We start from the raw sequence: 19,789 nt of genomic DNA, 5'->3' as shown, positions 1-19,789 counted from the left end.
TTAATTAAGTTAATTATATATATTTAATTTTTATTATCAATGTTTTTAAATATAATAAAGAAAAAGGAGGCGTTTCATATGTTTCAAAAAGGATTAAAAGATGTAGTTGCTGTTCATACAAAAATCGCATCGGTGGATGGAGATATAGGAGAGCTTAGATACCGTGGGGTAAAAGTAGATGAGCTAGTAAATGAAGGGTCATTTGAAGATATCGCCAATTTTTTGTGGACAGGGGAACGAACAAACACTAGTTTTCCATCTTTAAATGAATTTAGAGAACTACCAAATCACATAATTGCAATTATTGATGCTCTTCCAATGGAAGTGTCCTTGATGGATGCGATGAGAACGACGATATCAGGCTATGCTCATGCAGAATTTAAAGAAAAATCACTAGAAGAGCAGGCGATAATTTTAACAGCAGCACTGCCGGTCATAGTTGCTAGACATTATCGAAACCAAAAAGGATTAGCAATAGTAGAGCCTAAAAAAGAACTTAGCCATACTGCCAATTATTTATGGATGCTAAATGGTGAAGTACCAACAGATGTACAAGTTGAAGCGCTTGAAACCTATTTAAAGCTAACGATGGAGCACGGTTTAAATGCCTCGACCTTTGCTGCTAGAGTAACGATTTCGACAGAGTCAGATCTTACAGCTGCAGTAACTTCAGCGTTAGGAACAATGAAGGGACCGTTGCACGGAGGAGCGCCTTCAGGGGTAATTTCACTACTCAATGAGTTTAAAAATCCTACAATGATCAGAGACATTGTAAGAGATAAAATTATAAATGGCGAAAAGATAATGGGCTTTGGTCACCGAATATATAAGACAGAGGACCCTCGTTCCATTTTACTTCGAGACAAATGCTTAAACCTCCAAGGAAAGGATCCTTGGTTAGATATCGCAACTATAGCAGAAAAAGAAATTATTGATTTACTTGCAGAGCATAAGCCTGGACGCAAGCTATACACAAATGTTGAGTATTATGCTGCTGCAATCATGCGCTCGATAGATATGCCAGCAGAACTATTCACACCTACATTTAGTGTAGCTAGAATGGTAGGCTGGACTGCACATGCTATTGAACAAATAAGAGACAACACCATTTTCCGCCCACAATCCATTTATGTAGGGGAATTAAAGTAATAGAGGTAATAATGCAGAAGCATCCGGCAAATGTTTATTTTCTATATATACTTAAATAAAAAGAAATCATATTGAACTAAGTATTGTGGATTTCCGTTTTGGTGTACTCTTTGCGAGAGGAGCGATAAGCCATCTCTGCCGCTATTGTTGTTACACAAAACATGTTGTTAGCTGCCCACCCACATTGTCTGCGTGACGCATAATGGGATTGTTCTCAGGCATCTGGTATTGGTTATATCGCTATATAGTCGAAACTGTTATGTGTTTAGTTTGCTAAATATAAAAAGTCATGTGTTATAAAACACATGACTTTTTTATGATTTTTGTTTATTTTTGATGAATGTGTAAATATTTAAAACAACTCCTATGACAAACATAATAATTGCATTCAATGCAAGAACTAAAACCATAAATCCTCCTGCAAAAGCAATTCCTTCTCTTGTGTCATCTGGATCAAAGTTTTTATTAGCATAATAAATTCCGAAAGCGATAAAACAATAGACTATCACCGGAACTAAAAGGGCCATAACAATTGAAGAAACCCATAAAGGAATTTTCCTTTTTTGGTATAAATACACTGCTAAACCATCACAGATTACAAGAGACAATAATAAAACAATCCAAACAATAGCATCACCGTTCATATTAATTACACCCCTTCTATAAAAGGTTAACCTAATGTGGATATTTTTACAATTAAAGGTAATTTTCTGGCATCAGAAGAGTGCTTATACCGAAAAATTGAATAAACTGATGTGGAGAAAACCGAACTTTGGAAAGGACAGTTAGACCGTAATCTAACCTACCCCGCCAACATACCCCTAATTGGTTTCCTGCAACTTTACTAGGAAATCAGTGGATATACATTACTGTAAATACGCAAAGGGGAGTATGGCATAATACAAAGACTTCTAATCAGCAATTAAATAGAAGATAATATTTCGTGTATTTTCAAATTATTCTGTTATATAATGGTATTTATAGATGTTATTGGAGTGGTGAACTTCAATTATTTTAGATTTCAGACCAATACAATTATGCAGAGTCTAAAAAATCTTAATACGGAATGTAGAATAACAGATTTTCATTTACATATATATTGAAATTACTACTTTTTGAATCTCCAATTATATATTTTTATCATCGAGTTTCAAAGTAGAATAGGAGAAAAACTATGAACAATAAAATAGCAATAATCACTGGAGCAAGTCATCCCAGGGATATTGGAACTGCAATTTGTAGAAAATTAGCTTCTAAAGGAATAGATATATTCTTTACTAACTGGCAGGCGGACAATGAGTGGATCAATAGGTTACAACAAGAGCTAGAAAATTTAGGGATCCGTTGTGTAGGAATGGAAATCGATTTATCACCGAGTGATGCTTACAAAGTGGTGCTAGATTCAGTGGAACTGGAGTTGGGAACGCCTTCTATACTAGTTAACAATGCAGCGCATTCGACAAGAGATGGTTATTTGGAATTAGACGGCAATACAATGGATGCCCATTATGCAGTAAACATGAGAACAACATTTTTGCTGAGTGTCGAATTTGTCCGTCGCTTTAAGAGAGAGAGAGCGAACGGAAGAATTATAAATATGACATCAGGACAGGATTTAGGAGCAATGCCAGGAGAACTTGCTTATGCTGCCACCAAGGGTGCTATAACAGCTTTTACAAAATCATTATCTGCGGAAGTAGCACCCCTCGGAATTACAGTAAATGCAATAAACCCTGGCCCCACCGATTCAACTTGGATGACCGATGAAATAAGAGAACACCTTTTACCGAATTTTCCAATGGGCCGAATAGGTCAGCCTAGCGATGTGGCAGAGGTCGTATCCTTTATTGCTAGCGATGAGGCAGCTTGGATTACTGGTCAAGTTATTCATTCAGAGGGTGGTTTTAATCGTTGATGAGGATAGAAGAAAAATCAAAATACAATTCCAAGATTGACATACTTTGTATTTTAACCATTCTTTTAGTTTTTACAATGTTAACTAATTTCCATTGGAACGGTTATCAGTAAGTTACAATGAAGAAAATCCTACTCTGCTAATTGAAGAGAGATTAATAGGCAAGGAAACCTATAAAGTTGATTCTTCTACTAATTTAAAATAGATGATTTTAATCAACCAAGCAAATGGAAGTTAACTTGTATGTTTTACCCCTTTTACTGCCACGCCTATTTGGTTAAGGCGATATTCTACAAGAAACAATCCTAAATAAAATGGTTTGTAAGCTTTTTTGATAGTGGTAGAAGTATTTATTGCCGAGAATATATTAGTGCATAATAATCTACTACAAAATATTTCTGCCCATTAATAGTAGTAGCATAGTTACTAATGAATCTGAGGGAAAGCTATGAATAATTTGATGAAGCTTGTTATTTTAATATGTATGTTTGTAATATTTTCTGGATGCACAGAGGAAACAGTAAAACCAAATAATCCAACTCATGAGAACCCGATTTTAATGGAACATAATGGTCAGCAATTTGAAATATATACTTTCTTCGAGGAATATGAGAACTTTGTTGATAAGGCTGAAAAAGAGCCTAGTAATATAGAAGCGTTATTTAATCAAGAGGTTAAGAAGGCCTTTGCAATAAATTCTAATCACACTGTTTCTTTGTACGAAGAGATACCAGCTCCAAAGAAACTAGAACAAATAAGAGAATATCTAGAAAAATTAAAAAGTAATAAGCAGGAAATAAATAAATGGATCCAGGAAGCATTAGAGGAATCCTCAGGCAGGCTTTCTGGAGAAGATAAGACGATTTACGTATTTCCTTCCTTTGTAGAAGAGGAAGCATCCCTAAAAGACTTGGACTACGTGGCTGGTGGAACATTTGGTAAGGAACATTTTTATCTGAAGATTAACCCGTCATTCACAGAGCTGGCCTTAAAGTATACGGTTGCTCATGAATACCATCATACGGTTGCTATGGAGAGCGGAGACGCTCCCACATTACTGGAGCGATGTATATTGGAGGGGAAGGCAGATACCTTTGCCAAAATCATCTATCCACAAATGGAACCGGTTTGGCAACAGCCACTTTCTGGTTATTATGAGGAGCAGGGCTGGAAAGTTTTCAAAGAAAACTTAGAATCAGAGGAATCAGAAATTTGGGATTTCCTTTTCGTCGGTAATCATTTTAAAGGAATAGCCAAATGGACCAATTACAAAATTGGTTATGAGATCATGCGAAGTTTTTTGGAGAAAAATCATGACGTTTCTACAGAAGAATGGACCAAAATGTCTGCACAAGAAATACTAGCTAAAAGTAAGTATGTAGATTAGTTTATGAAATTCCTCTGTCTACAAACAAAAGAAAAATAAGGGTAATACTTTTTTCTAGACAATTGTTTCATAAGAGGATATTTTTTTGAGCTTTTAGAAAATCGGTATTCTTCTTGTTATGCACTCGACTTTTTATAAAGATTTGAGAGAGGAGTTACCAAATTTAATATGAGAAATGGGCAAACGGTAATATTAGACGGAGTATCTTTTCCATTAAAAGATATCCATGATTTTCGATGGATACATGATTATGGAGAGGTTTTTTGTGTGTTTGACCGACAGGATTCAGGAAATCTCTCTTTTGGGGTGATAAAAGATGGTTTAAAGAACTTCGTTAAATATGCTGGCGCCACTCCTGTAAATTACAAGGGAAAACCAGGGTAAGCAATTAATAAACTTAAAAATGCAAAAGTTGTGTACGAAGCATTAGATCATCCACATTTAGTTAAACTAGTAGAACACCGAGAGATGGAAGAAGGATATGCACTTGTGTATGAATGGTTTGATGGCCTAAATATACAAAAGAATATGGCTCATTGTCCAGCTTGTCAGAGGTTTAAGCTGCTGCCTTTAGAAGTACGAATAAAGTCTCTTTCTACTATTTTTGAGTTTCATGTACATGTAGAAAAAAGTAATTATGCAGCAATAGACTTTTATGATGGAAGTATTTTATACGATTTTCAACAGCATAAGACAAAAATATGTGATGTAGATTTGTACCATTCTAAACCATTCTATAATGAAAAAGGTAGGCTTTGGGGTTCGTCAAGGTTTATGTCACCAGAAGAGTTTAAGATGTGTGCAGAAATTGATGCACGTTCGAATGTTTTTAATATGGGTGCCATCGCTTTTTATATTTTAGGTGGTGCTCTTGACCGTTCATATAACCAGTGGGAAGCAGGAAAAGAATTATATAGTGTTGCTAGAAGGGCAGTAGAGATTGAAAAAGACAATCGTTATTCTTCAATTGTAGATTTCTTCACAGAATGGAAGTTAGTTGTAGATAAAGAGTTTTCTTTCAAGGATTAATTATATTTTATGTTTTTAATTTATTTAAAGGAAAATAAATATGTAAGCTAGAATAGTAATAAATAGTTAATTTCAAGCCCAAAATAATATTGTTCTACAAACAAAATATGCTAAGAATATTGCTGTTTTGTTATTAAATTTATTGAAAAAGAATTGATGAATGGCCTATGATAGCCAAATTATATAACAAGAAAAAATTCAGATATTGTTTATAAACACTCATACAAGGGGAAAAGAAAGAGAAGCTTCTTTTTAGGATGTACTATCTGAGATTTTAAGAAGAAGGCATTTTATTATATAGGAACAAATATTCAAATATAATGAAATGCCCATCAATCAGTTTGCCTTTGAAACCAAAGATATAAATCTTTTAATTAGATTAGAAGCTACACATATTCTGGGAGAAAAGGAAAGTGTGCCATGGAGAATTCTGTATTGTTATTAAAAAATGCAAATGTGATCGATGTTGTAACTGGTAAAACAATTTATTCTCATCTTCTTATTCAAAATGGTTTTATTACAAAGATTGTTTCTGCACATAAGCCTATTGGCTATATTCATAAAAAAGCAGTTATTTATGATTTGAAAAGAAGATTTGTTATTCCTGGTTTGATTGATATGCATGTACATATGAAAGGGGACTATGCCCCTATTTTCACTGCCTCTGGTGTTACAACAGTTAGAAACACAGGAGGTAACATCGGAGAGTTAAAAAAAATAATTAACGCATCCAGCGGGGCACCTACCCCAAGAATTATCTCAGCAGATAGAATTATTGATGGACCACCGGGGTTATGGGGAGAGAATAGTCCTTGGAACATAAATATTAATGATGCTTGTAGTGCAAGAGCTGAGGTTAAAAGACAGGTTGAAGCGGGAGCAGATTTTATCAAAGTGTATGGTTGGTTGAAAAAAGAAATGATGAAAATAGTCGTGGAGGAAGCAAAACTTCTTCATAAGGAAGTTAGCTGTGATTTAGTACATTCAATAGAGGTTACTGCCACAGAGGCAGCAAAAATGGGTATTAAATGGAACGAGCATGCTTCAGGTATTATAAAAAATATTTTTCCTAACTGGACTATGCAAGCAGACGAAAATATATGGGAGACAATTGATTGGAAAAATCCTGACATGCAAAAAATTATAGAGGTATGTAAAATACTTGTGGAAAATAAAGTAGTGCTTTGTCCGACAATGGTTTTGTATGATCAAGTAAATTTAATGAGGAATTACTGGTATCCAGAAGAAAAAATAATGAACAAACTAAAAGAGAATGCTGTGTTGATGCAACATTGGAGAAGATTTATAGAAAATACTAGCTCATTAAATTCGTTAGGCATACAACATACTTATAACAAGGCAATTACAAAGGCTTATTTCGAATTAGGTGGGACAGTGGTTGCTGGATCTGATACCCCTGCTGGTATATTTACATTTCCTGGTATGGCATTACACCGAGAGCTAGAATTATTTGTAGAAATTGGTTTATCTGAAATAGATGCATTACGAACTGCCACGATTAAAGCAGCTGAAGCACTAGATAGGCAAGATATAGGGGTTATTCAAGAAGGCACAATCGCGGATATGGTAGTACTTGAAAAAAATCCATTAAAAGACATACGTAATACGAAAGAAATTCATTTTATTATCAAAGGTGGTACCGTATATTCACAGGACGACTTGCTTGATAAGGTTCCAACAGAGGAAAACATAAAAAAATCCGTTGAGGAATTTATGAATAGTTTTCTAGATACAAATTATAAATCTAGCTAATATTAATTAAACTAAAAAGTTTTAGGAAATTGTAAATAAAATTAGTTAGACCTTTCTACGTTTCTACATACTTTAAACTTAAAACTAGAAAAATGGAAAGTAAGTGTTGATTTTTTCAAAGAAAGTCAATATAATTCTCTTAATATGAAAAGCGTTGAAGAGGAAAAGTAAAATAATGATGTTATAAAGAGAGCTTCTGACGGTGGAAATGAGGCAAACTAATTATTTGAACATGATCTCGGAGCTTCGTACTGAACGTTTTGCGACTAGTAGGATACGACAAGAGTTGACACTTGTTATCAATGTCAAAGTATAAAGGCATTCTTGCTATGTACTTATGGAGTCAAGTAGTGTGAGCTATTTGAGCATTAAGGTGGTACCACGGGATATTTAACCCTCGTCCTTATCGATTATTCGATAGGGGGGAGGTTTTTTTTATGGAATGATTTAAACGTTAGATTTTATAAAAGAGTATCTTAAATAAGGAGAGATAAAAATGAGTATTTTAATAGGGGGAGCGTGGCCGTATGCCAATGGTTCGTTACATTTGGGGCACATAGCTGCATTGTTACCAGGAGATATATTAGCTAGGTATTTTAGGTTAAAAGGAGAAGATGTATTATACGTTTCTGGGAGTGATTGTAATGGTACGCCAATTTCCATTCGCGCTAACTCTGAAGGTAGTACAACAAAAGTAATAGCAGATCGCTACCATAATGAGTTTGTTGATACCTTTAAACGTTTGGGCTTTACGTATGATATGTTTACCAGAACAGATAGCCCCAATCATCACGCTGTCGTACAAGATATTTTTTTAAAGCTATGGAAGAATGGTTATATTTACAAGAAAGAAATAGAACAAACGTATTGTGAAGTGGATAGGCAGTTTTTACCGGATCGATATGTAGAAGGAACTTGTCCGAACTGTGGAAGCAAGGCTAGAGGAGATCAATGTGACAGCTGTTCTTTAATTTTAGACCCTTTAGATTTAACAAACAGAAGCTGTAAACTCTGTGGTAATGAACCGAGTATACGAAAAACAGAACATTTTTATTTTGAACTAGGCAGCTTTCAGGAGGAACTGGAGAACTATGTGAAGGTTTCTAAGAAAAGCAATGCATGGCGAGACAATGCCGTTCAACTGACAGAGCGATATTTGAGTGAGGGCCTTAAAGATCGGGCGGCTTCAAGAGATCTTCCAAACGGAGTAAGTATTCCTATAAAAGGCTATGAGGAAAAGAAAATTTACGTGTGGATTGAAGCTGTTTCTGGATATTATTCAGCGAGTAAGGAGTGGGGATTACAAAATAATAAGGATGTACAAAGCTTTTGGGATGAAGCGACAATATCTTACTACGTTCATGGAAAGGATAACATACCTTTTCATACACTTATCTGGCCAGCAATACTAAAGGGAATCGGTCATAAAGCTCTTCCAACACATATCGTATCTAATGAATATCTAACATTGGAAAAGAAAAAAATATCTACTAGCCAAAACTGGGCAGTTTGGGCTCCTTATATTTTGGAAAAATATCATCCTGATTCTATAAGGTATTTCTTAACAATTAATGCTCCGGAAAATAGAGACACAGATTTTTCCTGGAGAGAATTTATTCATAGTCATAATGGGGAGCTATTAGGTGCATATGGCAACTTTATCAATCGTACATTAAAGTTTATAGAAAAATCATATGAAGGTCAGATACCCGAAGAAGAAATTAATGATTTAATCATAAAACAAACCGAAAGCTTGTATATTAGAATCGGCAAATTAATAGAAGAGGCTCATTTTAAAACAGCCTTAGAAACTATTTTTACCTATATTCGAGATGCTAACAAATACTTTGACGAGCAAAAACCTTGGTTACAAATTAAAGAAGAAAAGGATACAAGTAAAAATACTATAACAACTTGCGTTTATATAATTGGAAATGTCGCTCAATTGTTATTCCCGTTTTTGCCCTTTTCTAGTGAAGAAGTACGGAAGATATTGAGAATGGACAACTTCCAATGGGAGCCAGTTCATGTCAAAGGGAAAACGATAAAAAACATTACTCCTCTATTTGAAAGAATTGACACCGTGGTTATTCAAGATGAACTTGATCAATTGAATAAGAATGTCAACAATGCCTAACAAGCATATATGTTGATTCAAGTCCTTTTCCTTGAATAAGCAATTATTTTATTTAAAATTAAAAAGGAAACTATGAAGGAGGCGTATATTAATGTATCGTAAAGTAGAGGATTTTATACAGGAATGGACAATGTCGGCGGAAGGAACAGCAAATGTTTTTAAGGCTATGACAGACGATAAGCTAGATCAAGCAATAGTAAAAAATCATAACACACTTGGTTGGTTAGCTTGGCATTTAACAACAGCACCAATTTTCTTAGCAAAGTTTGCTAAGCTTGAATTACCTACAGTGGGTAATCCTAAAGAAATACCAGCATCAGCAAAAGCAATTGTGACAGCTTATGAAAATATGGCAAAATCACTTGAAAATGCAGCCTCTTCTTTAACAGACAAAGATTTAGTGGAGGGAGTTCCAGCTTTCGGTACAACGTTAGAGCGTGGGCAAATTTTACGTAAAATCGTTGACCACCAAACTCATCACCGTGGTCAAATGACCGTATTACTTCGTCAAGCTGGTTTAGAAGTTCCAGGAGTAATGGGACCAACAAAAGAACAACAAATGTAATGTAGAACCACCTTTATTAAAATAAAGGTGGTTTTTTTATGAGCATGGGGTCAATAAACCGATCTAGGTACAATTACAATAAAGAACTTCATTTTATCTTAACGGCCAGACTTTATTAGAGAAATCGACCTAACTTGTTTAAGCAGACGAAAAAGCTACTAAATTTCAAGAGTCTGAAAATTTATAATGGATAGAAAGATTATAATCTAGCTTATGCTATAATCGGAAAGTATAATCAATTTAATTTTTAACAGGGGGGCGTTCAATATGATAAATAAACTAATTAGTTTGGGATTACAAAACAAAAAAGGTGAACGTCCTATTTAAATTAGTTAAATTTAGCGTTCAACCATCAAAAAGGGGAAATTTTGTGGAAATAAGATTACAAGAACTAAGTTCAAAAAACTGGTATGAATGCTGCCAACTAGAAATTTCTGAGGAACAGAAAGAATATATAGATACAAATGCAATCTCAATCGCACAGTCCAAGTTTGAAGTTACCTTAAAGCCATATGCGATTATTTGTGATGGAGCTATAGTTGGATTTCTAATGTATAATTCGGTTAAAGAAGAGCTTGATGGCTACTGGATATATAGAATAATGATTGATAAGAAATTTCAAGGGAAGGGCATTGGAAGGATTGCTTCAGAACTGATGCTTTTCGAAATGTCTAAACTACCTGATGTGAAAAAAATTGTAGTTGGTTATCACCCGGACAATCTAGGAGCACATAATCTATATTCAAAACTTGGGTTCATCAATAATGGTGATAGGTTCGGAAAAGAGATGGCCGTTGTCAAATATATAAATGAATAAATGAGTAAAAGGAAGAACCAATTTGGTGCTTCCTTTTTGTTTTCTTTAGATGGAGCTGTCTTTAACTATTCTAAAACTTTTAGATCGTAAGAATAAATACTTTTCTTTTGAACACTCGATAATAAATCGTGGAAACCAGTAATATCTAAAGTATTAACACGGCTACCATTGTCTAAATTATATTCCTCTAAATAGTATTTTTCTTTTTTTTCATCGCTATATCTTAGCACATAAAGTGAGTTATCTTTAAAATAAGTTTCCTCGTTGTGTCTGATTTTTGATTTACTAGCATTTTCTATGGAAAATTTCTTTTGAATTTCTTCGTTTTTTGTATCGAATGTATATACATCTCCTAGACCATTGATAAAATACAAAACGTCTTGGTGAATATGAGCAGAGTTTTTAAAATTATAAGGAATAGTGGACACCAAATCCTTCATGTCTTTATATTCTATAAAATCATAAACCTCCTGCTCATAAGTATCCTTTGCAATTCGGTAAAGGGAAGTTTTTTCGTTAAAATCATCAATTACAGATGAAAGTATCAAATAATAATTTTTTTTATCTGAAAGCAAAGGAGCCAATGAATTAAAAAATTCATTCTTTGGTGTGTCTAACATAGTCAAATGATCGACCTCTAATGAACTATCAAAAGTAACTTGCCTTAAATCGAATTGGTTTTTATCAACATCCTGTGTAAGTATATTAACTTTGTCGCCTTCTATCCCAGAGGAAGCAATATAAAAGGGAATGCTATCTGTTTGAAATTTTTCTTTGTTTCCAAAACGGACATCAGAAAGATAGCCGCTTCCGTCTTGAGTGAATCCACTATTATAAATACTAAAAAATATATTTTTGTTCTCGATAAAACCAGTACGCTCACCAGTGTATTGGTCCGCTTTCATTGGAAATTCTTTATAATCCTCCCCAACTATCCGTACCTTGTTTTTTTCCTCTAGAAAAACACTGTTTTCATAAACAGCCGTGCTACCTAACTCCAAGCCTTCCATTTTTAGCGCTTGTGCCTTACCTTTCTGATCGATAAAAACCGCAAAGCTAAATCCTTCTCCGTCAATATCCTGATCAGCGGTAGTAGACAGGTAGATAATAGCTTTTTTATTATGTAAAAAATTTTCCTTCTCCAAATCAGCTATAGATAGAAGCAAATTACTATCTGCGCTTGTAGGGTTGAAAAATAAAGTGTAAGTAAAATAAAAGAAAACCCCTAGGCCAAACATTCCAATAATAGTTATAATATTTCTTTTCATTTATATAACCCTCCTAAAGGTTAAATGACAATAGGCAGCAATGCTATTTGTGCCTATTGCCATTTTGTTTTAAATATTTCTAACTAATTTTGTACTAGGAGCATCTCTAACGTCTCTTGGATATACACCAAGGCCTCCATCATCATCTAAATCTAAATTACCATTAAGTTTATAAGCCGACCAGATAAGTTTAGAGCAGTTTTTAGCTCCATTGTGACCAGTAGAACGATTGGTAGCGAAATTGTATGAATAACTCTGTCCTACCTGTGAGTATGCCCAGTTCGCTGCATTATTTCTATTAGTTGTAGTAGTACTTACTGATTTGACTAATGCGCCTGAACTATCCACTTTACGAGCTGTAGTGGAAATAGTACGTACTCCAGCTGATGGCACGGATTCTACTATAGTTGTGGAAGTGTAATATAAGCCTACGTGCCCATGATCAAGGTATGCAGTTTGTGAAGGCGTGTAGTAGAAGTTACCTTTTGTACTGTTGCCTACGCTTACAGTCCCGCCACTATCACCGCTTGTTTGATTGGATTTTGCTTCTGCCAATCCCTGAGCTTGATCGTTCTTTAACTCTTTGTAGATTTGTTCTAAAATTTGTTGCTCTGCTTCTCCAGTGTTTTTTGCAATTTCTTCTACGCTGGACATTAATTCATTGCTAGAAACGTCTGGCTGGAGTGTCAAAATTTCGTCAAGGTACGAGTAACTGTTGGCAGAGGCACCACTAAAGGAAGTTGAAGCTAATAACATTGCCGTGAATGATAAAGCTGCGAATGATTTTTTCATAATACAACTCCTTTTTCATATTTTTACTTCATCTATAATATTAATTTAATTGTATAATTTTACAATTGGGAAAAATATTAGGTAATAAAAGAGTTGTTAATAATTTTTTAAGTAATAATGATGATATTCTGATAAATGTACAGAAAAGATATATCGTTTAGTGGGAAAAATATTTTCCTCTAGAACAACAAGCAGGAAAAGTATCCCTTTGTCTTGAATTTAATAAAAGAGAATGTTATTAAGGAGAATGATAATGGAGATAAAATCTGTATTAAGAAAATGGCAAAGTAAAAAAGGAGAGATAGATAACTTAGAAGAACTAGTAACAGAAATGCTTAAAAATATAGGAACAATCGATGCTGAGCTAAGAGACAGTTTAATTTACTCTTCATTTTATCTTTTAATAAAGGACAATAAATTATCGAATGAACTCATGGAAAAAGTCCTGATTAGTTGTTTATCGAAGGAGTATTTGTTTAAAGGTATAGGTGAAGTAGAAACCGACACTGTGTTTACAAGGTCGTTTTCGTCATTAGTAATAGCTTTGATAGTAGAAAAGGATAAAACAAAAGGATTTTTGGAAAAACAGCTGTTAGAAGAAGTGTTTGAAAAAACGATTATATACTTACAATCAGAAAAAGATGTAAGAGGTTATGTAGAAGGGAAAGGATGGGCGCATAGTATTGCCCATGGAGCAGATCTGTTAGAAACTCTTATTAGCCACCCATCCTTCAATTTGTTAAATAGTGAGAAATGCCTTACAACAATAACTGCATGTATTTGGAAGGATTATGTTTTCCAGGACGATGAGGATGAGCGGCTACTCTTTGCAGTAGAGGCACTTTTAGAAAAAGGATTATCGGAGGAGATACTTATAGATTGGGTGCACAACTTTGAAAAATTATTAGACCCAACAGTAAGTCGTGAAGAGAATTCTTTAACCTTTTATAAATATAGGTCTAATGTCATGAACTTCTTAAAGTCACTGTATTTTCGTTTATCGTATCGTGGAGAAAGTATAAATACACAGCTTCAAATTAAAAAATCCTTAAAAAACTTACATAACGCTATGTATAAAAGGGAGTAATGTTTCTAATCTCAAGCGTAGGATGAAGTGGATGCTTCAGTATTTATTTTTTATGTACTAATATATTTTAGTAATTAGAACAAAAGTAATTATATACATACATTCTACATAAAAATGTCCTCAATTAAATGAAGGATTCTTTGTTAGAAAAAAGGAGCCCGTAATGACTAATGAAATAACAGTAGTGTGGGGAGGGCATCCAGTCAAGCTAATATGGCAGCCTTCAAAGGTAGTCCTGAAAGAAGATATTGTGACTAGTGTTCACGGTTGTTGTTTTCATGCAGGAAAAGTGTTATTAGTTCGAGTGAAAAATAGAGGATTTAATATGCCAGGCGGACATGTAGAAGCTAATGAAACTCCTGAAGAAACTCTCCATAGAGAAATTTACGAAGAAGGCTATGTCAAAGGAGATGCAACTTATATTGGAGCGATTGAGGTTAACCACAAAGACAATCCTTTTTATATAGTAAATGGTAAATACCCTCTCATCGGCTATCAATTATTCTATCGTTTAGATATTGAAGATTGCTTTCCCTTTTTAAGAGAGAATGAAGCAACTACACGTATTTGGGTCGAACCAGAGGAAGTACCATACGTAATTGATGATCATGAACTAATTATAACTATATTAAGAGAAGCAGAAATCATTAATAATTAATAGAACGAATGAAATGAATTTACAATAAAAATGATTTTTAATAGTAATTAGTTTATAAAGAAAAATAAAACGCTCCAAACCATTAAGGTTTGGAGCGTTTGGTTATTATTTAGCTTCAGTTGAACTATCTGGAACAGCCTCTGTTTCAGTGCCTTCTGTTTCACTATTTTCTGCGCCAGTGGTGTCGTCCGTTCCATCAGTACCTGTTGTACTATCTTGGTCGTCCTGCGTATCTACTTCTCCTTCATTTTCTGAATCCAAACCAGAATCGTTTTGTCCGTCATCTTCAAGAGTTGGGTCTTCTACTTCAATATCATTGATATCTGCATCATCATCATCTCCACAAGCTCCTAACAATAATGCTGAACTTAAAACTATTGGTAAAGCGAATATTCTTTTCTTCATCTTAAATTCCTCCATTCAAATTGTTCTTTTATTTACTTAATGTGTTAGGCCTACTTTATGTCTACCTCATTATAATAACTTTAAACTTTTTTCTTCAAGAATCTTATTATTAGAAAAAATGTAATATAAAAACATGGATAATATATATGATATAATTTAGTCTTATGAGAATTTTTGATGCTGAAAGGAGGCATTCGGTTGCTACAAACTTTTCTGATTAATATATTATTTATTACTTTACCTGTTCTACTTTTTGTCGTCTTTTTAGATAACAAAAAGAGAAAAGAATATATATACTTTTTCATACTATCTTCATCAATATCAATGATTTTATGCATGATTTATCCAATTAGATTAGAATTAGGTTTTACAGTTGATTTAAGATACATACCGTTTTTCACTTTGGCTCTTTACGGTGGCTATAAGAAATTGTTTCCACTTTATATTATTTTAAATATAGTACGTTTTTTTGTAGGGGGAGAAGGAGTTGTTCAATCCTTTATCTACTCAACTGTAGCTTTTGCTATTGTTCCACTAATGCACAAAAGGTTTATTAATTATTCCCCTAAGAAGAGAATATTCACTGGTATTTTAATGGTATTAATCAACGATTTGACTTATTTAATTTCTCTTACTACTTTTTTTGACAAACTAACTACTGAATATTGGACTGTTGCTGCTTATATTATTGTTACATATGTCATAGTTATGTTGTTTAACTTGAGTATGGTCGAGAAAATTTTATCTAATATTAAACAGCGAGATAATTTTCTTCGAGCGGAGAGGTTGCATGTGATGAGCGAATTATCTGCGAGTGTCTCTCATGAAATAAGAAATCCTCTAACTGTAACAAATGGCTTTTTACAATTATTAAGCGTCTCAAAAGATATTACTCCAAATGATAAAGTTTATATTGATTATTCTTTGAAGGAGTTAAATAGAGCTGAAAACATACTAAATGATTTTTTAGCATTTGCTAAGCCTCAATCGGTTCATATGGTTCAATCTACATTAGAAGAGGAATTAGTATACGTTAAAAATGTTATGATGCCTTATGCTAAATTCCATGAAGTCGAAATCTTGCTATTATTTCAGAACACAGTGAAGATTAAATTTGATCAAAATCAAATGAAACAGTGCATAATTAATCTACTAAAAAATGGTGTAGAATCAATGAAAGGCAAGGGGGGACTTCTTCTTGTACGGGCCGAACAGCAAGGAAAAAATCTAATCATTACGATAGAGGATGAAGGAATAGGCATGACTTCCGAAGAAATAAGCCAGTTGGGGAAACCTTATTATTCTAATAAAAAAGAGGGTACAGGATTAGGTATGCTAATGGTATATGGGACAATTTCCACATTAAAAGGAAATGTAGAAGTAAAAAGTCAAAAAGGAAAAGGGACTATATTTACTATAACTATACCAGTTTAAAAAAGAGTTAAAAGTAACTGGTTCTATTAAAAATACGTTTTTGAAATTATAATAATATGTTTAATAAAAGCACCGCAATTGATACAACCTTTAATAAGGTATGTGTCAGTTGTGGTGTTTTTTTATGTAGTCAATCGACTTTAGATAGAATAATGTAACTCGTTGTTCGTAGAAAGATCGTAGCAATAGTTACAATAGACGAAAGGTAAAACTATCATCCTTAAAGAAAGGTTAAATCATTTTAAAATATAATAAAAGTAAATAAAACAGAGTGATCAGTTAGGGGGTGAAGAGATTCTTAAATAATATCCATTTGGATCGACCAAACGAAAATCTTTCAGGCCCCATTCTTGTTGTTTTAGTTGGGATTCTAATTCAATTTTCATCTCACTTACACGTTGATGAAAACTTTGAATATCAGGAACAATAATGATTATCTCTACACCAACTCCTTTTCGGGAGGTGCTAATATTACTGAAATAATGGTCCTTTGAAAGAATATTTTGTTGCGTTAAAAGTATATTGAGATTTTTGGATCTAAATCTAGCACTAGTTTCATTTTGAGAATATAAATCTAATTGAATTACGTTTTTATAAAAGTCAACAGACCTTTTCAAATTTTGTACGAACAATTCTAAACGCATATAAACATCCATTTTCAAACCTCCATAGATAAAAAATAGTTACATCAAAGTGATAACGAGTGAATATAATTCGTGTTTCCAATGTTAATAATACTAAATTTAATTGTTTTATTATTCATTCAAAGGGCTGAATATATTCTACATTTTAAATTTAGGGGGTTTTAAGTTACTTCACATTCCGTAAATAATGTGTAATAACCAAAATCGGAGTTTAGTAGAACACGAAAAAATATTAATAAGTTGGTGATTTAATGTTATTAACATATTTGTAATGAAACTATATACTCGATTGTAGATGATTAGTCAACAAAAAGACCGCTGCTCATTGAAGCAGCGGCTTTTAAATTAGATAATTATTTGGGTATTTTCACCGGATGAATCAGGATAATAAAGGTCTTTACGGAGGCAAACATCCTTATGTGTTAAGGTTTCGCCTTTAAAACGAAGCCAAATCTCATCATCTGCCATTACACCATGTGTTTTCCGAACAATGCCCCAACGATTATACGCTTGCAAACCAAGACTCTTGAGTAACTCATCGGCATTGGCACGTGTTGGTGGAAACGTACGCCATTTAAGCCACTTCTCCAGTTCTTCTAGCGTAATATGACCTTCCATAATCGGTGAAAATTGTTTATTAAAGTCTACTATATAGTTCACGACATAAGGTGTGCCACCATTTGCGGGTTTTAAATCAACTGTAGCAATTACATCGTCCATCCACATGACCTCGAACTTCATATAATCAATCAATTTGATTCACTTCCTTCAATGAAAAGATGTTTGAAGATAGGGTCGTTTAACTGTGATAGTAACACTTGTTGTGCTCGACCAAAATCAATTGAATTTATTTTTAGTGTTTCTAATAATTTAGCTTTATAGATGAATGCTGAACCGGTATAGAGTGCGAGCTGTTTAGTAAAGCTTGAGTTAAATGGTTTTGCTTTCACTTTTCTTTTTAAAATTGATAATGGTTTACCTAGTGGATAGTCCTTTTCATCGGATAGCAAACTTAGTCCATTATCAAAAATCGGTGCGAGTCTCCATACTTTGGTAACAGGATTGTATAAGAATAAAATGTTATTCGTATGACGATCTTCGTTTAAAATGAGTGCATCAAACGCTACTAATTGAGCAATATCTTCTCGTACATTCAGTCCGGTAAAGTCCTGCACTTGTTGCATAATTTGCTCAAACTTTTCTTGTGTAGAAAGAGATTTATCGTTAAGGACATGGTCGGTCGTCGTAAAGTTTGCCTCAAATAAACGCTCAAGCGTGACTTCTTGTAGCTTACCTCTGAAATCCTGCGAATAACAGCCCATGGAAATTTCACCATTTGGTAAAATAATTTTACAAGGATAGTAGTTTACATAATCTTTTTCTTGTAATGTAGAGCATGCTAACACAAGTGATGCTAATACTTCGGCTTGTCCCTCGTAGCCACGAGTATTTTGTTTAACCCACTTATCTCCGACACACCATTTTGATTGGTCACCTTTACTTGAAGTACTAATAATACGAATATTATCTGCTGGTATATGAATTTCTTCCATGCATCTCACGTCCAATTTACTTGAGTTTCTTATATTATATAGTTAAAAATAAGGTTTTTCATCATTTAACCCATTTGTTTTATTTTAAAACTTCTCCACAAGTTTCTCTCTCCTCAGCCCAGTTGCAATTAGTTCTCCAATAAGTTTGATAAAACCTTTTTTCTTCTTAAACTAACGGTGCAGTTTAGTTGAATAAGGCTAGATAGGAAATTATGATAAGAATAGAAATAAAACTAGGGGGATTTCTAATGCATACAGACAATAAAACAGTATTAGAATTAGTGGAATTTGATAAATATGATGTCTTAGGTTTAATAGAACTTTCTGCCTCAGTTGGTTGGGATTATGATGAGCATGAAATTAGAACTGTTATGTCATCTGGTAAAATATACGGACATAAAAATGCTGATGGGAAAATTGTTTCGAGTGCTGCAATAATACCTTATGATACTGATTTAGCTTCAATTGGTATGGTTATTGTTAATGAAAAATATAGAGGTTTAGCCTTAGGAAAAAAGGCTACTCAAAAATGTATAGACAGTGTTTCTCAAAATACTTCAATAATGTTAATTTCAACTGAAGATGGGAAACCCTTATATGAAAAATTGGGTTTTAATACTGTCGACCATGTACATAAGTTTTTAAGTGATAACTATATTCCAACTAACTTGTTTAATAATCGAGAAATTACCTTAGAGAAATACAGTGAGAATGATATTAATGAAATTATTGAATTAGATTCGGCTGCATTTGGTGATAAGAGAAGAAAATTACTTCTTAACAGGATAAATCAATCAAAACAATGTTTAGTTGTTAGAAATCTAAAGGGGAAGATTATTGGATTCGGATTATCCATATTAGGACCAATAAATCTATTAATAGGACCTATTGTAGCACCAGATTCACAAACAGCTGCTTTAATAATCGATGGGTTAATTCTTAATCATCAAGGAAAGTTAAGGATTGACGTGCCATCCAATAATGACAAGTTAATGTTATTCTTGGAGAAAAGTGGATTTGTAAAAGTTAGTAATCCTCCGATAATGATAAAGAACTCTATTAATATGCCATATAGGAATAAAGAGTTATTTGCTATTACTGCACAAATCTTTGGTTAAGTTTGAAGGTATAGTTCAATAAGAAATGGTAAAATAGAGTTAATAAAAGCTGTTTTGA

General features: G+C 33.5%; 18 protein-coding genes, 1 pseudogene and 1 other annotated feature. Of the genes and pseudogenes, 12 read left to right on the top strand and 7 right to left on the bottom strand.

What is annotated here, in order from left to right:
* The first annotated feature begins 78 nt into the window (after positions 1–78).
* Positions 79–1,149: a citrate/2-methylcitrate synthase gene (locus tag MHB55_RS11345; RefSeq protein WP_340863256.1), complete on the top strand. Its 1,071-nt coding sequence runs from the start codon at positions 79–81 to the stop codon at positions 1,147–1,149.
* A gap of 314 nt (positions 1,150–1,463) precedes the next feature.
* Here the strand turns inward: MHB55_RS11345 and MHB55_RS11340 are convergent, their stop codons facing one another.
* Complete coding sequence (locus tag MHB55_RS11340) at positions 1,464–1,793, bottom strand: hypothetical protein (protein ID WP_151109526.1); 330 nt, start codon at positions 1,791–1,793, stop codon at positions 1,464–1,466.
* Between the two features lie 530 nt (positions 1,794–2,323).
* Between MHB55_RS11340 and MHB55_RS11335 the strand changes: the two genes are divergently transcribed.
* The 7 genes and pseudogenes from MHB55_RS11335 to MHB55_RS11305 all read left to right on the top strand — a co-directional run bounded on the left by MHB55_RS11335 (position 2,324) and on the right by MHB55_RS11305 (position 10,772).
* A complete protein-coding gene (locus MHB55_RS11335; RefSeq protein WP_154310676.1) occupies positions 2,324–3,064 on the top strand; it encodes an SDR family oxidoreductase in 741 nt (246 codons plus the stop codon).
* A gap of 448 nt (positions 3,065–3,512) precedes the next feature.
* Positions 3,513–4,451, top strand: coding sequence for a DUF2268 domain-containing protein (locus tag MHB55_RS11330; protein WP_154310677.1), 939 nt, complete (start codon positions 3,513–3,515; stop codon positions 4,449–4,451).
* Between the two features lie 168 nt (positions 4,452–4,619).
* Positions 4,620–5,480: pseudogene (locus tag MHB55_RS11325) on the top strand (serine/threonine protein kinase).
* A gap of 420 nt (positions 5,481–5,900) precedes the next feature.
* The gene (locus MHB55_RS11320; protein ID WP_144536078.1) at positions 5,901–7,253 is read left to right on the top strand and encodes an amidohydrolase family protein; all 1,353 of its coding nucleotides are present in this window, start codon (positions 5,901–5,903) and stop codon (positions 7,251–7,253) included.
* A gap of 145 nt (positions 7,254–7,398) precedes the next feature.
* Positions 7,399–7,661: a binding site (T-box leader), on the top strand.
* Positions 7,662–7,749: 88 nt separating this feature from the next.
* Positions 7,750–9,390, top strand: a complete 1,641-nt coding sequence (metG, locus tag MHB55_RS11315; protein ID WP_340863255.1) for a methionine--tRNA ligase — start codon at positions 7,750–7,752, stop codon at positions 9,388–9,390.
* 91 nt (positions 9,391–9,481) lie between these two features.
* Positions 9,482–9,955, top strand: coding sequence for a DinB family protein (locus MHB55_RS11310; protein ID WP_340863254.1), 474 nt, complete (start codon positions 9,482–9,484; stop codon positions 9,953–9,955).
* Between the two features lie 370 nt (positions 9,956–10,325).
* The gene (locus MHB55_RS11305; RefSeq protein ID WP_340863253.1) at positions 10,326–10,772 is read left to right on the top strand and encodes a GNAT family N-acetyltransferase; all 447 of its coding nucleotides are present in this window, start codon (positions 10,326–10,328) and stop codon (positions 10,770–10,772) included.
* Positions 10,773–10,837: 65 nt separating this feature from the next.
* Here MHB55_RS11305 and MHB55_RS11300 read toward each other — a convergent pair whose 3' ends face one another.
* A complete protein-coding gene (locus MHB55_RS11300; RefSeq protein WP_340863252.1) occupies positions 10,838–12,040 on the bottom strand; it encodes a hypothetical protein in 1,203 nt (400 codons plus the stop codon).
* Between the two features lie 69 nt (positions 12,041–12,109).
* Positions 12,110–12,832, bottom strand: coding sequence for a YiiX/YebB-like N1pC/P60 family cysteine hydrolase (locus MHB55_RS11295; protein WP_151109538.1), 723 nt, complete (start codon positions 12,830–12,832; stop codon positions 12,110–12,112).
* A gap of 253 nt (positions 12,833–13,085) precedes the next feature.
* On the opposite strand from MHB55_RS11295, the gene MHB55_RS11290 reads away from it, so the two are divergent.
* Positions 13,086–13,919, top strand: a complete 834-nt coding sequence (locus MHB55_RS11290; RefSeq protein ID WP_191696895.1) for a DUF2785 domain-containing protein — start codon at positions 13,086–13,088, stop codon at positions 13,917–13,919.
* A gap of 163 nt (positions 13,920–14,082) precedes the next feature.
* On the top strand, positions 14,083–14,577 hold the full coding sequence (locus MHB55_RS11285) for an NUDIX domain-containing protein (protein WP_191696896.1): 495 nt from the start codon (positions 14,083–14,085) through the stop codon (positions 14,575–14,577).
* Positions 14,578–14,682: 105 nt separating this feature from the next.
* Here MHB55_RS11285 and MHB55_RS11280 read toward each other — a convergent pair whose 3' ends face one another.
* Complete coding sequence (locus MHB55_RS11280; RefSeq protein ID WP_144536092.1) at positions 14,683–14,982, bottom strand: hypothetical protein; 300 nt, start codon at positions 14,980–14,982, stop codon at positions 14,683–14,685.
* Positions 14,983–15,180: 198 nt separating this feature from the next.
* Here MHB55_RS11280 and MHB55_RS11275 point away from each other — a divergent pair, with 198 nt between their 5' ends.
* On the top strand, positions 15,181–16,416 hold the full coding sequence (locus MHB55_RS11275; RefSeq protein ID WP_340863251.1) for a HAMP domain-containing sensor histidine kinase: 1,236 nt from the start codon (positions 15,181–15,183) through the stop codon (positions 16,414–16,416).
* A gap of 275 nt (positions 16,417–16,691) precedes the next feature.
* On the opposite strand, the gene MHB55_RS11270 is transcribed toward MHB55_RS11275, so the two are convergent.
* From MHB55_RS11270 to MHB55_RS11260, 3 genes are all read right to left on the bottom strand, one after another.
* On the bottom strand, positions 16,692–17,072 hold the full coding sequence (locus tag MHB55_RS11270; RefSeq protein ID WP_151109545.1) for a VOC family protein: 381 nt from the start codon (positions 17,070–17,072) through the stop codon (positions 16,692–16,694).
* A 333-nt stretch (positions 17,073–17,405) separates the two neighbouring features.
* Entirely contained in the window at positions 17,406–17,813 is a 408-nt protein-coding gene (locus tag MHB55_RS11265) for a hypothetical protein (RefSeq protein WP_151109547.1), read from the bottom strand.
* Complete coding sequence (locus MHB55_RS11260; RefSeq protein ID WP_191696898.1) at positions 17,810–18,613, bottom strand: hypothetical protein; 804 nt, start codon at positions 18,611–18,613, stop codon at positions 17,810–17,812. The genes MHB55_RS11265 and MHB55_RS11260 overlap by 4 nt, the downstream gene beginning before the upstream one ends.
* 248 nt (positions 18,614–18,861) lie before the next feature.
* On the opposite strand from MHB55_RS11260, the gene MHB55_RS11255 reads away from it, so the two are divergent.
* Complete coding sequence (locus tag MHB55_RS11255) at positions 18,862–19,731, top strand: GNAT family N-acetyltransferase (protein WP_151109551.1); 870 nt, start codon at positions 18,862–18,864, stop codon at positions 19,729–19,731.
* Positions 19,732–19,789 lie beyond the last annotated feature (58 nt).

The organism is Psychrobacillus sp. FSL K6-1267 (assembly GCF_038003265.1).
Lineage (GTDB): Bacteria > Bacillota > Bacilli > Bacillales_A > Planococcaceae > Psychrobacillus > Psychrobacillus faecigallinarum.
This window is presented reverse-complemented; position numbering and strand designations above follow the sequence as displayed.